This is a genomic window from Marinobacter sp. W-8 (assembly GCF_044342215.1).
Taxonomy (GTDB): Bacteria; Pseudomonadota; Gammaproteobacteria; order Pseudomonadales; family Oleiphilaceae; genus Marinobacter; species Marinobacter nauticus.
The window spans coordinates 3,118,442-3,133,189 of the sequence record NZ_CP172297.1 but is presented as its reverse complement, the minus strand read 5'-3'; the positions used below and the strand labels follow the sequence as shown (position 1 = coordinate 3,133,189).

The following is a 14,748-nucleotide window of genomic DNA, read 5'->3' as shown; positions in this document are numbered from 1 at the left end:
CGGATGCCGGTAATTTACTTTTGGTGTTTTGCAGCTCGCACTTTCGGTGGGCTGTTGCTTTTGATGTTTGCTCTGCAGGCCGTCGCCCAGCCTGCAACGCAGGCCGTGCCAGAGCTTAAGCTGGAAAATGAACTGCTGCTTGATGTTCAGCTAGATAGCTCATCATTGGGTTTTGCCATTCTCGGTTATCAGGACGGTGACCGTTTCTGGTTGTCGTTGTCTGAACTGATGGATGTTCTGCAGTTTCCCATTAATGTTGATGCAGATTCCGGGCGTGCGGGAGGCTGGTTTATTGACGAAACGCGCGCGTTCTCTCTGAATCTGAACGATGACTCAGTGAGTTCCGGGGGAGAGAGCTTTTCGGTAAATGGTCAGGCTGTTGCCTTTGAGGGGGATATCTTTGTACTGGAAGATGCTCTCGAAGCCTGGTTTCCGATATTGCTGGATGCGCGAATCCGTGAACTGGCACTGAGTGTTGAAACAACTGAGACAATTCCGTTGCAAGCCCGGCTTTCGAGAAGCCGAGGCCGGATTTTTTCCGGTGCCGGTGCAGCAAGCCGGCAACCCGAACTGCCGTTCCAGGAAACGCCCTACCGCTTTCTTGGTTCTCATGCGACGGATATCCGGTTAAACCTCAATAGCGTGCTGGAAGATGAGGATGATCGCAGCACCAGCGTGGGGGGTAACTACTCCATTCTTTCTCGTGGTGATCTGGCGTGGATGACCTCTACGATTGCCGTTACCGGGAGCAAGGACGACGATGTCAGTGACGGCCGTTTCAAGCTTGAGCGGTCTGATCTGGATGGCCCGTTACGCCTTGAGTATGTGGAAATCGGTGACGTGGATGCAGGTTCCCGCGGGATGCTGGTTCGTGGTGGTGGCGCCCAGGAGGGACTGACGGGCTTGTTCTCTGATGAAGAGGTAGATCTGCGGGGTGATATTCCTCCCGATTGGGAAGTAGAGCTTTACCGTAATGGCGTGTTGGTCGATTTCCAGGTGGTAGGTAGTAATGCTCAATACGAGTTCCTGGATGTGCCTCTGGAGTTTGGTGAGAACCGGTTTGAGTTGGTCTTTTACGGGCCTTTCGGTGAAGAACGGAGGGAAGAGCGGGTTTTCTTTGCAGGGCGAAGCGGGTTAAGTCTGGGGGAGGTCAGCTATGAGCTTGCGGCTGTTCAGGATGGCCGCAGTGTATTTGATGTACGGCAGGGCTCGAGTAAGGGTGATGTTGACACCGGGCGATTCCTGGCGGACTTCAACATAGGTTTGGCCTCCAATGCCGTGGCATCGTTAGGCGTTGACAGTTTTGTGGCCGATGATGAGCGTGAGCAGGATTACAGTGCCGGTTTGAGCGTTAACTTTGCCCGGCTGCAGACCAGTGCCGGTTATGAGCGCCGTGCCCTGGCCCAGGATGAGGCGACCGGTCTTCTTCGGGCTCGTGTAGGTTCTGCAACGACAACCTCCCTGCGGTATACCCATTACCTGGACGATGGGTTGCCGGCAGAGCTGACGCCGGCAGACCGACCCCAATGGCGTAGTGATGTCAGTCTCTCTACACGTATTGGCGCTGTGCCACTGAACTTTGACGGCATTCATCAGGAGCGTGAACAGTCAAGCGCCTCTTCTGCGAGTGTGGGCACCACTATCTCAACCGAGGGTGGTGCGCGGGTTTCCAAATCATTCTACTACGATCGGAACAATGAAGCAGGGCTTACCGATGAACGCACGGGTGGTGTGCTGAACGTTTCTACCGGTTTGCGTCCGTGGCGGTTTCGGGCCGGTGTTGGCTACAGCCTTTCTCCGGAAACGGAGATCAACACGGTAAATGCCTCAGCCAACGTGCGTATTGATTCCAACATGACAATGAATTTCGATGTTAATCACAGTGCCCGCAGTGATTACACCACCTACCGTGCGGGCTTTAACTGGTTGCTGGATTATCTCCAGGTCAGTCCTCAGATTATCTATGACAGCAACGAACGTTGGGTGGGGCTGGTGAGCTTGTCGACCAGCCTGAATCCCCGGCCAGGAAGAACTTGGCCAGCCGTGGACCGGATGTCCCAAACCGGATATGGCGCAGTGCATGCACGGGCTTTTCTGGATGAGAATGGCAACGGCGTGATGGATGGCGATGAAAATGGCCTGGAAGGCGTTCGAGTAGATGCGGTTCAGGCCTGGCGTCTGGCTCATACTGAGCCCGATGGCAGTGGTTATCTGACGCGATTGTCCAAAGATCGGATCACAGATGTAGCGATTGATCCGTCCACGTTGGCTGACGTCGACATGACGCCGGCCACGCCGGGTGTTTCGGTACAACCGCGGCCAGGAAGCTGGAGTCAGGTGGATTTTCCGGTCATTCGAACCATGGAGCTCGAGGGGCATGTATACCTGAGAAATCAGGCGCAAGCTGATCTGGTAGCCTTTGAACGAGCACCGGTTTTACTGGTGAACGAACGCGGTGATGTTGTCGCCCAGCAGCGCACGGCCTTTGACGGATTTTTCCTGTTTGCGGATGTGCCCCCTGGTGTCTATTCCCTCAAAGTGGGTGACACCTTGAGAGACCGGGTGATTCAGGCGCCCCGTAAAGTGGGGGTAAGTGCCAGTGGGGGCGTGATTCGGAACCTGGACTTTATACTTGGCCCTGTGGCTCAGCGGCAACTGGCCATAAAGTCGCCAGTTGAAGAAGCAGTTCGGTCCACAGAATTGTCATCAGCAGGTGCAACACCAATACTGGCTGCGGAGCCGGAGCCGGAGCCGGAGCCGGAGCCGGAGCCGGAGCCGGAGCCGGAGCCGGAGCCGGAGCCGGAGGGTGACTGGTTTGTTCAGTTAGGGGCCTTTAGCCAGCTCGGCAATGCACAGAATTACTGGCGGCAGCTGAAAAACAAAGGCGTTCTACCGGATGCCCTTGAGCCCCGCTACGAGCAAACGGGCAACCTTACCCGTTTGTTGGCGGGGCCGGGTAGGGGAGAAAATCAGGCGAGTAATCTGTGTTCAGTGATTAAAGACAGTGGCAGCGATTGTCTGGTTCGAAAGCTGAGCCGATAACTGGCGGCAATATACTGCCGTCTTTTCGGTAGGTTCGTCGCGTTGTGGTTTCTCTGGTCGCTTACCCTCTGATTTTTTTGGCATTGTAGCTGTTGGCATGAAGGTTTCATGCAGTTGGTCATATTTTGGTTGAGTGCCGGGTTTTGGAGGCGGGTAAATGATAAAGAATCAGCATAATGTTGATGCACAGGCTCCTCGTTGGCTTATGGCCAGCGTGGTGTGTCTGGGACTTGTGCTGGCACCCGGTGGCGTAAGGAGTGCCGACCGTAATGTTGTCTCTGAACAAACGGAGAGCTTCCTCGAGAGTGGCTCAAGTGTTGGCGCGCTGGTGGGCGGCATCCTGGCGGGAGCCTCTTTCGCAAACCCCTTTGCCCCCCTTGGAGGCACAATCATTGGGTTTTTTGTTGGTAAGAGCACGGACTTTTCGGAAAAAAATGAGTCCGACGTTCGTTATTCGCGAAGAAGTTTTGCGCCGGTCAGTGCGGAAACCACAACTGAAGCCGGTTCGTTAGCGCTTAGTGGTAATGGCAGCGGAGAATCTGCCTCCTTGGTGTTTGCAGACGACGCTGACATTGATGCTGGCGACGGTTCTATCACGGTTGATCAGGGCCCGGACAGTGATAAGGATTCGGGCCAGGGTGATAGTCCTGAGACGGCGCAGGTGAAGGTTGACGGTGCAGAACAAGAAGCAGCGCCCGGTGTTTCCGTGTCTGAACCCGCTTTTGAACCGGTAAACCTGGTAATTACCAAGAATGTGGGTGGTTTCCAGAAAGATCTTGATGAGTTGGCGGAGATCATTCGGCGAGAGCAAGACCGGCCGGAATTCATTCCCAGTGAACGTTGCCCTGAGCGGGACGCGCCGCGTTATCGTAAGAAAGTGGCTGTGGCGGGGTTCACCCTAGAGCATCCGGATCAGGCCTCGCTGGGAGGTCTGAGTGAGGCGGGTTCGTCGGTCTCTGAAATTTTGTACCAGCATTTTAGTAGACAGGGGGAATTGTTGCCTTACATGGCGCAAAATTGGCAGATGTATGCCAGCCTGGACAGTGCCCCAACTACCCGTGATTTTACTAATCAGCTAAATAAGTATTCGGCTGTCAGCCGGGAAATGGGAGCACAGTTTGTCGTTTCTGGTGTTATTCGTAGTGTTGCGGTTCGTAACGCGGGTACCTGGGGCTCCTCAGTCTATTCGAAAACCAAGCGTAAGATGTTCGGTGGCGATGAGGGGCGCAGCTTTGTGCTGGATGTCGTTGTACATGACGGTTACACCGGTCGGGTAGTCTTCGAAAAGCGTTATGAAACATCTGGAGCGTGGGAGCCGGATCGCTATGAAATGGTGGGTTTTGGGACAGCACGATTTGCTGAAACGGGGTATGGCCAGGCGGTTTCGGAGTTGCTTTCGGATGTCAGTAAAGAGGTGTCAGATCGTCTGGCATGCCAGCCTATGCTGGTACCGATTTTGGAAGTGAGTGGACAAGACCTGGTTCTGGATGTGGGGACAGATTCCGGTCTGCTGCCCGGCGATAAAATGAAGATAGTCAGGGCTCAGTCGTCCTGGAGAAATCTTGATGGGCCACCGCGTCTGGTTGATGCTGGAGTTTGGCTGCACATCCATGAATTGACGCTGGACCGGGCCCACGCATGGATGCCAAAGCAGGGCAGTGTCGTCAATATTCAGTCAGGTGATTACGCTGTCATTTACTGACAGCGCCATCCTGGTTTTGCTTAGGCCGCGGCCTCGGCCGCCGCAATATCCCGGATCTTGCCGACCATGGCCCGCAGGCCGTTGCCCCGGGTGGGGGAAATATGGCGGAACAGATCCAGCTGCTCGAACAGCTCATCGATATCGGTGGCTAGCAGCTCTCGCGGCGTCTTGCCGTTCAGGGCCACCAGAATGATGGCGGCCAGGCCGCGTACAATCATGGCATCGGAGTCGATCAGCAGGAACAGTTTGCCGCTGTCCTCATCGTAACGATGAATCAGCCATACCTGGCTCTGACAGCCGTGTACGTAGTTTTCTTCAACCCGCTCATCATCCGGAAAACCGGGCAGCTGTTTGCCCAGGTCGATAATGTAGGCGTAGCGTTCTTCCCAGTCGTCCAGAAACTCAAATGCATCCAGAACGTCTTCAAGGGTGGTGTCTTTGCCCAGGGGGTTGTTCAGAAATTGTTCCTTGCTGGCGGTCATAGCATTCCCAGTTCGAGTTTGGCTTCGTCGGTGAGCATATCGTTGTTCCAGGGCGGATCAAAGGTGAGCTCAACGGTTACCTTGTCCACATTGGGTACATGCTCCACCTTTCGCTTCACATCGTCGGTGATTACCGGCCCCATGCCGCAGCCAGCTGCGGTCAGGGTCATTTTGATGTAAACGTGATTGCCGTCTTCGGTGCCGTTCTCAATACGGCATTCGTAAATCAGGCCCAGGTTGACTACGTCCACCGGGATTTCCGGGTCGTAGCAGTTACGCAGTGCTTCCCATACCTGGTTTTCGTTGATAGTGCCGTCTTCCGGGGTCTCGAAGCTGCTTTCCAGCGGCTGCTTGCCCAGGGCATCGGCGTCGTGGCCTTCAATGCGGGCAAGATTGCCGTTGACCGCCACGGTGAAACTACCGCCGAGGGATTGGGTAATGGTCACAAAGGTGTCTGACGGAATCATGATTTCCGTTCCGGCAGGTACCAGGCGGGCTTCCACTTCGCGTTTGGTCAGGACGACTTCGCGTTCTTGCATGTTTGATCAGTCCTATCTTTGTGCTTTACGCCACCGTGAAGCTTTCACCACAGCCGCACTCAGCGGTGGCGTTGGGATTGCGGAAGCGGAACAGGGAGTTCACACCCTCGGTGACAAAGTCGATTTCGATGCCGTTCACCAGTGGCAGGTGTTCCTGCTTTACGAACACATCTACGCCGTCGATGGTAAAAATACGGTCATCGGATTCCGGTGTTTCTACCCATTGGGTTTCATACTTGAAGCCGGAGCAGCCACTCTTTTTGATGGCCAGGCGAATGCCCTTGGCGTCCGGTTTCTTGTCCAGTTGTTTGCGAACGTGTTTGACCGCTGTTGGGGTCATGGTCACGTTCACATCGCTTGGGGTGAAGACTTCAGCTGTCATGTTTCCACCTCCTCAGGCAAACAGGCGCTGGATCTTTTGCAGGCCGGTAAACAGTTTCTCGACCTCTTCCAGCGTATTGTAGAACGCAAACGAAGCCCGGGCTGTACCGGGTACTCCGTAGAAATCCATCAATGGCATGGCGCAATGGTGGCCGGTGCGGATGGCAATGCCTTGCTGGTCCAGCAGGGTGCCTATGTCGCTCGGGTGCAGGCCGGCAATCTTGAACGACATCACCGGTACTTTCTGCTTCGCGGTGCCGATAATCTCCATGCCTGGTACGGTTTCGACCAGTTCATTGGCCCGGCGCAGCAAGGCATTCTCGGCCGCTTCCATAGCCTTTCGGTTCAGCGAATTCAGATAGTCGATGGCGGCGCCCAGGCCCACTGCTTCGGCAATAGCCGGAGTGCCGGCCTCGAATTTGTAGGGCAGCACATTCCAGGTGGTTCGCTCGAACGAGACCCGTTCGATCATTTCACCACCGCCCTGGTAAGGCGGCATTTCTTCCAGCAGTTCGGCACGGCCATAAAGCACGCCAATGCCCGTGGGCCCGAACAGTTTGTGGGAAGAGAATACATAGAAATCACAGCCCAGAGCCTGAACGTCCGGCTGGAAGTGGGGCACCGCCTGGGCGCCGTCCACTAGGGTCAGTACACCCTGTTTTTTCGCCTGTTCGATCAGGGGCGCAATCGGGTTCACGGTGCCCAGCACGTTGGACACGTGGGTGATCGCCAGCACCCGGGTGCGCTCGTTCAGCAGGCTGTTGAACGAATCCAGATCCAGCTCGCCTTGCGGTGTCACCTGAATGGGCACAACCCTGGCGCCGGTACGCTCGGCCACCATCTGCCAGGGCACAATGTTAGCGTGGTGTTCCATGTGGCTGACCAGAATCTCATCGCCGGCTTTCAGGCGTGGGGCCAGGCCATTGGCTACCAGGTTGATGGCTTCGGTGGTGCCACGGGTCCAGATGATTTCGCGGGTGCTGGGCGCATTCAGAAATTCGCGCACGGTTTCCCGGGCGCCCTCAAAGGCGGCGGTCGCACGATCACCCAGGGTATGGGCGCCACGGTGCACGTTGGAGTGCATCTCGCGGTAATAGCGATCCATGGCATCCAGCACGGCCTGAGGCTTCTGCGCCGATGCACCGTTGTCCAGATACACCAGAGGCTTCCCGTTGATCTCCTGATGGAGAATCGGGAAGTCGCGGCGAATGGCTTGTACATCAAACGCCATCGACTGGGTGTTGTTTGCCACGGACAGATCAGTCATGCCCCTCAGGCCTCCTGAAAGGTTTGCTCAAAGAAATCACTCAACCGCGCCTGGGCGGTTTCACGCACGGCTTCGACCGGAATCTGTTGCACCAGCTCGTTAATAAACGCCATGGTGAGCAGAACATTGGCCTGCCGGCGGCCGATCCCGCGCGATACCAGATAGAACACGGAGGTTTCGTCCAGCTGGCCGATGGTGGCGCCGTGCGCACACTTCACATCGTCGGCGTAGATTTCCAGTTCCGGTTTGGTGTCAATCTCTGCCCCGTTGGACAGCAGCAGGTTCTTGTTGTTCATATCCGCATTGGACTTCTGGGCGTCCTGGTGGATATGAATCCGGCCGTTGAACACGGCATGGGACTGGTCCGCAGCAATATTGCGATAGGTCTCTTCGCTGTTACAGTGAGCGGCGACATGGTCAATGGACGTGTGGTTGTCGTAGTGCTGTTTGCCCTGGGTAACCACCACGCCATTGAGCTTGGTTTCCGCACCTTCGCCTTCAAGCCGCACCTGCAGATCGTGCCGGCGCAGGGGGCCGCCAAAACCAACACAATGGCTCTCGAAACGGGAGCTGCGCTGCTGCAGCACACCGGTAGCGCCAATGTGCTGAACATTCTCGCCTTCCATGTTCAGGCGGATGCTGGTGACATTGGCGCCATCGGCCAGGCTGAATTCAGTTACTGTGCTGACCAAGGCGGATGCTTCACCACTGGAGGTGTATTCCTCTACCAGAGTCAGCTGGCTGTTGGCGCCGGCTTCCACGTAGATACGTGGATAGGCGGAGCCGCTGGCGTCAGCGCTGGTTTCATGGATGATGAACAACGGCTGATCCAGCACCGCGCCGGGTTTCAGGCGAATGAACAGGCCATCTTCGAAGCGCGCCCCGTTCAGGCGGGCGAATTGAACCTGGTCGTGATTCAGGGTGCTGCCCAGTTTTGCAGACAGGGCTTCAGCTTCGTCGTTAGCCAGATCGTTGAAGCTCAGGATCTCGATACCGTCGAGATCCGGATACTCGCTGGCTTCAGGAATCATCACGCCGTTGATGAAAACCACTTTGTAGCCGGGCACAGCGAGACTGTTGCCGGTCTTGCCTTCGGCCGGCAGGGAAATGGCCATATCGTCGGCCAGCTTCAGGTACTTGCTGGAGTACTTCCAGTTTTCGGTCTTGCGAGTAGGCAGCGGCATATCCACCAGCGCACTGGCCCGCTCCTTGCGCAGCGCCAGCAACGGCTCCGGCAGGGTTTCCCCGGCCGGATGCAGGAAGGCGCTGGAAAGCATGGGTACAGATTTCATTCCACGGCCTCCTGATCAGTTGCTGGTGTCGTCGTCTTTGATGCCCAGCCAGCCGTAACCTTTTTCTTCCAGTTCCAGGGCCAATTCACGGCCGCCGGACTTGATAATCTTGCCGCCAGCCAGTACGTGGACATAATCCGGAACAATGTGGTTCAGCAGGCGCTGGTAGTGAGTGACCATCAGAATGGCGCGGTCTCCCGAGCGAAGGGCATTCACCCCGTCAGAAACCACCTTCAGGGCGTCGATGTCCAGGCCGGAATCGGTTTCATCCAGAATGGCCAGTTTCGGCTGCAGCAGCAGGGCCTGCATGATCTCATTACGTTTCTTCTCGCCACCGGAGAAGCCTTCGTTCACGCCGCGTTTCAGGAAGGCCGGGTCCAGATCTACCTGTTTGGAAACTTCCTTGGCCAGCTTCATGAACTCGGCCGCGTTCATCTCGTCCTGGCCCTTGTGCTTGCGCATGGCGTTGACGGCGGTGCGCAGGAACTGGAGGTTGCTTACGCCAGGGATCTCCACCGGGTACTGGAAGGCCAGGAAGATGCCTTCGCGGGCGCGTTCTTCGGTTTCCAGATCCAGGAGGTTGTCTCCGTTCAGGGTGACTTCACCCTCGGTGACTTCAAATGCGTCGTTGCCTGCCAGAACCTGTGACAGGGTACTCTTACCGGAACCGTTCGGGCCCATGATGGCGTGAACTTCCCCGGCCTTGATCTCCAGGTTAATGCCCTTGAGGATTTCTTTGCCCTCAACGGAGGCGTGCAGGTTTTTGATACTCAGCATTTGTAGATGTCTCTCTGTATCCTGAATTTCGATCTATAAGTTCGTACCCTTTGATGCCCCTGAAAACGTTCGGGACAGTGAGCGGTGGAGCTTTCCGGGATCGTCAAAATCAGGGATGATTTTGTCGAGCGTACAGGGATGTATTCACAGCGTATCCCGGAAAGCTCCGCCGCTCGCTGGCCTCCTCCGAGGCCAGCGGGGCATAGCGTTTAACCAACGGACCCTTCAAGGCTGACTTCCAGAAGCTTGCCAGCCTCAACCGCAAACTCCATCGGCAGCTCCTTGAACACCTCTTTACAGAAGCCGTTCACAATCATGGACACTGCCTGCTCCGGGTCGATGCCGCGCTGGCGGCACAGGAACATCTGCTCGTCGCTGACCTTGGAAGTGGTCGCCTCGTGTTCCACGATGGCCGACTTGTTCTTGCTCTCGATGTACGGGAAGGTGTGCGCGCCGCAGCGGTCGCCGATCAGCAGCGAATCACACTGGGTAAAGTTACGCGCGCCCTCTGCGCCCGGGCCGAATTTCACCAGGCCGCGGTAGGCGTTGGAGCTCTTGCCGGCGGAAATACCCTTGGAGATGATGGTGCTGCGGGTATTCTTGCCCAGGTGGATCATCTTGGTGCCGGTATCGGCCTGCTGGTAATTATGCGTCAGCGCGACAGAGTAGAACTCGCCAACGCTGTTCTCACCGCGCAGTACACAGCTCGGGTACTTCCAGGTGACGGCGGAGCCGGTTTCCACCTGGGTCCACGAAATCTTGGAGTTCTTGCCGATACAGGCGCCGCGCTTGGTCACGAAGTTATAGATACCACCCTTGCCGTTTTCATCACCCGGGTACCAGTTCTGTACGGTGGAGTATTTGATCTGGGCGTCGTCCAGAGCCACGAGTTCAACCACGGCCGCGTGCAGCTGGTTCTCGTCGCGCATGGGTGCGGTACAGCCTTCCAGGTAGCTTACGTAGCTGCCTTCGTCGGCGATAATCAGGGTGCGTTCGAACTGGCCGGTGTTGGCGGCGTTGATGCGGAAGTAGGTAGACAGCTCCATGGGGCAACGCACACCCTTGGGCACGTACACAAAGGTGCCGTCAGAAAACACCGCCGAATTCAGGCCCGCAAAGAAGTTGTCGCCGTGGGGAACCACGGTGCCCAGGTATTTCTGGACCAGTTCGGGGTAATCACGAACGGCTTCGGAAATCGAACAGAAGATCACGCCGGCTTTGGCCAGAGGCTCTTTGAAGGTGGTCGCCACGGAGACGGAATCAAAGACTGCATCCACGGCAACGCCGGCCAGTTTTTCGCGCTCGTGCAGGGGAATGCCCAGTTTTTCGTAGGTTTTCAGCAGCTCCGGATCCACTTCATCCAGGCTTTGTGGCATATCCTCTTTGCGCTTGGGCGCGGAATAGTAGGAAATCGAGTTGTAGTCGACTTTCGGGTAGCCGACATGAGCCCAGTCTGGCTCTTCCATTTCCAGCCAGCGACGATAGGCTTTGAGGCGCCACTCCAGCATCCATTCCGGCTCTTTCTTGATGGCGGAAAGGCGGGCAATGACGTCTTCGTTCAGGCCGGGTTCGAACGTGTCGGCTTCGATTTCTGTCACAAAACCGTGTTCGTATTCCCGTTTGATCAGCTCTTTCACCTCGTTGTCGGTGGTCGCCATGATCGTCGCTCCGTAATTCTCTCATCCAGGGCTTGCGCCCTTTGTGTCATCGGCAGCCCTTGGGCTGGCGGATGGGTGTATTCGGTTTGCTGATGTCGCAGTGGTCGCTCTCTCCGTGAGTACGCCCTGCAATCGGTTTTTGGATGACGGGAAGGGCTGCTGGCCGGTTTCCCGTTGCTTCTGGCGAGCGATTATACAATACCAGAGTAAAATAGTCAGGTATTAAATCGGTTGTGTAGGGATTATACCTTAATCGGCCTTTGGGGCACTAAGGGGGCGAGTGTTGCGCTGATAGACTTTGGTTTGTTGTTGGCGCCTGGTTTCGCAGCCTTCCGGTCTTGGTGCGGTCGCCGGTCGGGTAGGCCTTCCCAAAACACGCTGTGGATACGTCCCTGTACGCTCTGCTCCGCCATCCATGGCTCCGCAAGGTTTTGGGAAGGCCTACCCGACCAGCTCCTTCGACGATTTCGGTTCATCCTCTATCTGGATCGAGCGGGGTGATGATCGTTTTCGTGAGCTTAGATGTTTGTATTCTCAGGGAAAATCTTGGTCAGATAGGTGAAGTCCAGTTTTTCCGGCACGTTCGCGGGTTTAGGAATTTTGACGATGTGGCCACTGCCTGGTGCGCACTCCATGGCCTCGCCGTGGCGGTTTTCCATCGTGTTGGCAGAGAATCGCAGGTTGCCGGCCGGGGTGATGAGTTCCAGCTGGTCGCCGGGGGCGAATTTGTTTTTTACGTCGATGGTGAGCCATCGGTCATTCGCATCGGCAATGGTGCCTACCACCTGCTGGGTGCCGAGATATGAGGAGCCCTGTTCGTAGGTCTGGTATTCCTGGGGCACGTGCCGGCGCAGGAAGCCTTCGGTGTAGCCGCGGTTCGAGAGGGCTTCGAGTTCGTCCATCATGTGCATGTCGAAGGGTTTGCCGGCGAGGGCGTCGTCGATGGCTTTTCGGTACACCTGGGTGGTGCGGGCCACGTAGTAGGTGCTTTTGGTGCGGCCTTCGATTTTCAGGGAGTGAACGCCCATTTTGACCAGTTCGGCGACGTGCTGGACTGCGCGCAGGTCTTTGGAGTTCATGATGTAGGTGCCGTGTTCGTCTTCGTAGGCCGGGATAAAGCCGCCGGGGCGGTTGGGTTCTTCCAGCAGGATTTCTTTGGGTTCGTAGGTTTCCACCGCATCTGCGGAGGTGGCGATCAGGTCGCCGGTCTGGTCGTGGCTGTGCTGGACTTCTTTGTAATTCCAACGGCAGGCGTTGGTGCAGGCGCCCTGGTTGGCGTCGCGGTGGTTCATGTAGCCGGACAGTAGGCAGCGGCCCGAGTAGGCCATGCACAGGGCGCCGTGTACAAACACTTCCAGTTCCATCGCTGGGACTTTTTCGCGGATTTCGCGGATTTCCTCCAGGCCCAGTTCCCGGGACAGGATCACGCGGCTGATGCCCTGGCGGCGCCAGAATTCCACGGTGGCCCAGTTAACGGCGTTGGCCTGCACCGACAGGTGGATCGGCTGATCCGGCCATTTCTCCCGTACCAGCATGATGAGGCCGGGGTCAGACATGATCAGGGCGTCGGGTTTCTGTTCAATGACCGGATCCAGGTCTCTCAGGTAGCTGCGCACCTTGTTGTTGTGGGGGGCAATGTTGGAAACCAGGTAGAACTGTTTGCCCAGTTCGTGCGCTCGTTCAATGCCTGCGCCCAGGGCTGCAACGTCTTTGAAACTGTTGTTCCTTACTCTCAGCGAATATCTCGGCTGGCCGGCATAGACGGCATCTGCGCCATAGGCGAAGGCGGTTTCTAGATGTTCGGGGGTGCCGGCGGGAGCAAGCAGTTCCGGGGTGGTCATGGTGTCTCCGGGTATTAACTGAAAAGCGGATGGATGCAGGTAGGGCATTCTGAAAGGCGGCATTGTGCCGCAAATAATCCACTGCGCCATTGATCTTGCTCAAAGGTCGTATTGATTGATTTCAGCTAACATATGTACGCTGATGGAGTTGGCAGTTTGGGCCAGGATGATAGGCAGGAGGAACCAGCATGGCATCAGAGCCATTAAGGCCTGAAAATTCAAAGCGTTCGCTGAGTATGAGGGTCAGCAAGCTGATCCGGATTCAGTTGGAGCGAGGGAAAGTAGGTGTTGAGACGGTGGCCGAGCAGTTGAATATGAGCCGGTATACGTTGCACAAGAAGTTGCGCCAGGAGGGGCTGACGTTTGCGGCTCTGCTGGAGCAGGTTCGCCGGGAGCAGGCGATCACCTATATGAAAGATAAATCCAAGCCGCTGGTGGAAATTGCCGAGCAGCTCGGATTTTCGGAATTGAGCGCCTTCAGCCGGGCGTTCAAGCGCTGGATGGGAACGCCGCCGGCTGAATACCGCTCGCTTCGCTTGTCCTGATCAGACTTTCTTGAAGATCAGGGTGGCGTTGGTGCCGCCAAAGCCGAAGCTGTTGCTCATTACCAGGTTCAGATTCTGGTCGTCCATGCGTTCACGCACGATCGGGTAGCCTTCGGCGCCTTCGTCCAGGGTCTGGATGTTGGCGGACGGGGCAATAAAGCTCTCCCGCTGCATGATCAGGCTGTAAATGGCCTCATGTACGCCTGCGGCACCCAGTGCGTGGCCACACAGAGGTTTGGTGGAGCTCAGTGGCGGGATCTTGTCGTCAAAGGTTTCCTTGAGCGCTTTCAGTTCGGTTACATCACCTGCCGGCGTGCTGGTGCCGTGGGTGTTGATGTAGTTGATCTCGCCGTCGATGTTGGCCATGGCCTGCTTCATGCATCGAATGGCGCCTTCACCGCTGGGTGCAACCATGTCAGCGCCGTCGGAGGTGGCGCCAAAGCCGACCAGTTCCGCCAGAATGGTGGCACCGCGGGCTTCTGCGTGTTCCAGGGATTCCAGTATCAGCGTACCGCCGCCACCGGAAATCACGAAACCGTCACGGTCGGCGTCATAGGTGCGCGAGGCCTGTTCCGGCGTGTCGTTGTATTTGGTGGACAATGCGCCCATGGCATCGAACATCAGGCTCAGGGTCCAGTGGATGTCTTCGCCGCCACCGGCCAGCATCACGTCCTGGCGGCCCAGAGCGATCTGATCGGCGGCGTGGCCGATGCAGTGGGCGCTGGTGGCGCAGGCAGAGGTGATGCCGTAGTTGATACCGGTGATACCAAAGGCGGTGGTGATGGATGCGTTGATGGCGCTACCCATGGTGCGGGGTACCCGGTACGGGCCCACCCGGCGAAGGCCTTTGTCGCGGTGAGTGTCGATGGCGTCCAGCAGTTCGACGGTAGAAGCACCGCCGGTACCGAACACGGCGCCGGTGGTGTTGGCGCGCAGTTGCTCGTCGGTCAGGCCAGCCTGCTCAATGGCCTCTTTGGCGGCCAGGTAGCAGTAGCCGGCGGCCGGACTCATAAAGCGCCAGATCTTGCGGTCGATCAGTTCTGACAGGTTCAGGTCGATCTTGCCGGCGACGTGGCTGCGCAGGCCGTTATCCCGGGCTTCTTCGCTGAAGGCAATGCCGGAGCGGGATTCGCGAAGCGACTGGGCCACTTCTTTCTGGTTGGTTCCAAGGCTGGAGACAATCCCCATGCCGGTAACTACAACGCGACGCATTGTGCTAACT

Annotated in this window: 12 protein-coding genes; 3 read left to right on the top strand and 9 right to left on the bottom strand. The window is 56.9% G+C overall.

All coding sequences use genetic code 11. The annotated features are described in order from the left end of the window. The first annotated feature begins 63 nt into the window (after positions 1-63). Together ACF8YQ_RS14625 and ACF8YQ_RS14620 are read left to right on the top strand one after the other, a co-directional pair. A complete protein-coding gene (locus ACF8YQ_RS14625; protein WP_396623311.1) occupies positions 64-3,042 on the top strand; it encodes an SPOR domain-containing protein in 2,979 nt (992 codons plus the stop codon). 157 nt (positions 3,043-3,199) lie between these two features. Further along, positions 3,200-4,744, top strand: a complete 1,545-nt coding sequence (locus ACF8YQ_RS14620) for a flagella assembly protein FlgT middle domain-containing protein (protein ID WP_396621830.1) — start codon at positions 3,200-3,202, stop codon at positions 4,742-4,744. Between the two features lie 20 nt (positions 4,745-4,764). Here the strand turns inward: ACF8YQ_RS14620 and ACF8YQ_RS14615 are convergent, their stop codons facing one another. From ACF8YQ_RS14615 to yegQ, 8 genes are all read right to left on the bottom strand, one after another. Beyond that, positions 4,765-5,226 carry a SufE family protein gene (locus ACF8YQ_RS14615; protein ID WP_396621829.1) on the bottom strand — a complete coding sequence of 154 codons (462 nt, stop codon included), beginning with the start codon at positions 5,224-5,226 and terminating at the stop codon, positions 4,765-4,767. Continuing rightward, on the bottom strand, positions 5,223-5,765 hold the full coding sequence (gene sufT, locus ACF8YQ_RS14610; protein ID WP_022990808.1) for a putative Fe-S cluster assembly protein SufT: 543 nt from the start codon (positions 5,763-5,765) through the stop codon (positions 5,223-5,225). Before sufT ends, ACF8YQ_RS14615 begins: the two co-directional genes overlap by 4 nt. 25 nt (positions 5,766-5,790) lie before the next feature. After that, entirely contained in the window at positions 5,791-6,147 is a 357-nt protein-coding gene (locus ACF8YQ_RS14605; RefSeq protein ID WP_230715810.1) for an iron-sulfur cluster assembly accessory protein, read from the bottom strand. A gap of 12 nt (positions 6,148-6,159) precedes the next feature. Further along, positions 6,160-7,413: an aminotransferase class V-fold PLP-dependent enzyme gene (locus ACF8YQ_RS14600; RefSeq protein WP_396621828.1), complete on the bottom strand. Its 1,254-nt coding sequence runs from the start codon at positions 7,411-7,413 to the stop codon at positions 6,160-6,162. Positions 7,414-7,418: 5 nt separating this feature from the next. Next, positions 7,419-8,705: a Fe-S cluster assembly protein SufD gene (gene sufD / locus ACF8YQ_RS14595; RefSeq protein ID WP_396621827.1), complete on the bottom strand. Its 1,287-nt coding sequence runs from the start codon at positions 8,703-8,705 to the stop codon at positions 7,419-7,421. Positions 8,706-8,720: 15 nt separating this feature from the next. Beyond that, positions 8,721-9,482, bottom strand: coding sequence for a Fe-S cluster assembly ATPase SufC (gene sufC, locus ACF8YQ_RS14590; RefSeq protein ID WP_396621826.1), 762 nt, complete (start codon positions 9,480-9,482; stop codon positions 8,721-8,723). 209 nt (positions 9,483-9,691) lie between these two features. Beyond that, positions 9,692-11,140, bottom strand: a complete 1,449-nt coding sequence (sufB, locus tag ACF8YQ_RS14585) for a Fe-S cluster assembly protein SufB (RefSeq protein WP_014422511.1) — start codon at positions 11,138-11,140, stop codon at positions 9,692-9,694. A gap of 518 nt (positions 11,141-11,658) precedes the next feature. Then, positions 11,659-12,981, bottom strand: coding sequence for a tRNA 5-hydroxyuridine modification protein YegQ (gene yegQ, locus ACF8YQ_RS14580; protein ID WP_396621825.1), 1,323 nt, complete (start codon positions 12,979-12,981; stop codon positions 11,659-11,661). A gap of 188 nt (positions 12,982-13,169) precedes the next feature. Between yegQ and ACF8YQ_RS14575 the strand changes: the two genes are divergently transcribed. Further along, positions 13,170-13,526 (top strand): helix-turn-helix domain-containing protein, encoded by a 357-nt coding sequence (locus ACF8YQ_RS14575; RefSeq protein WP_396621824.1) that lies wholly within the window; start codon positions 13,170-13,172, stop codon positions 13,524-13,526. On the opposite strand, the gene fabB is transcribed toward ACF8YQ_RS14575, so the two are convergent. Further along, entirely contained in the window at positions 13,527-14,738 is a 1,212-nt protein-coding gene (gene fabB / locus ACF8YQ_RS14570; RefSeq protein WP_396621823.1) for a beta-ketoacyl-ACP synthase I, read from the bottom strand. Between the last annotated feature and the right edge of the window lie 10 nt (positions 14,739-14,748).

Bases quoted from the DNA above. Each gene is read 5' to 3' on its own strand.
- ACF8YQ_RS14575 (WP_396621824.1), top strand. From the start codon at position 13,170: ATGGCATCAGAGCCATTAAGGCCTGAAAATTCAAAGCGTTCGCTGAGT.
- fabB (WP_396621823.1), bottom strand. From the start codon at position 14,738: ATGCGTCGCGTTGTAGTTACCGGCATGGGGATTGTCTCCAGCCTTGGA.
- ACF8YQ_RS14620 (WP_396621830.1), top strand. From the start codon at position 3,200: ATGATAAAGAATCAGCATAATGTTGATGCACAGGCTCCTCGTTGGCTT.
- ACF8YQ_RS14605 (WP_230715810.1), bottom strand. From the start codon at position 6,147: ATGACAGCTGAAGTCTTCACCCCAAGCGATGTGAACGTGACCATGACC.
- sufD (WP_396621827.1), bottom strand. From the start codon at position 8,705: ATGAAATCTGTACCCATGCTTTCCAGCGCCTTCCTGCATCCGGCCGGG.
- ACF8YQ_RS14600 (WP_396621828.1), bottom strand. From the start codon at position 7,413: ATGACTGATCTGTCCGTGGCAAACAACACCCAGTCGATGGCGTTTGAT.
- ACF8YQ_RS14615 (WP_396621829.1), bottom strand. From the start codon at position 5,226: ATGACCGCCAGCAAGGAACAATTTCTGAACAACCCCCTGGGCAAAGAC.
- sufT (WP_022990808.1), bottom strand. From the start codon at position 5,765: ATGCAAGAACGCGAAGTCGTCCTGACCAAACGCGAAGTGGAAGCCCGC.
- sufC (WP_396621826.1), bottom strand. From the start codon at position 9,482: ATGCTGAGTATCAAAAACCTGCACGCCTCCGTTGAGGGCAAAGAAATC.
- yegQ (WP_396621825.1), bottom strand. From the start codon at position 12,981: ATGACCACCCCGGAACTGCTTGCTCCCGCCGGCACCCCCGAACATCTA.
- ACF8YQ_RS14625 (WP_396623311.1), top strand. From the start codon at position 64: ATGTTTGCTCTGCAGGCCGTCGCCCAGCCTGCAACGCAGGCCGTGCCA.
- sufB (WP_014422511.1), bottom strand. From the start codon at position 11,140: ATGGCGACCACCGACAACGAGGTGAAAGAGCTGATCAAACGGGAATAC.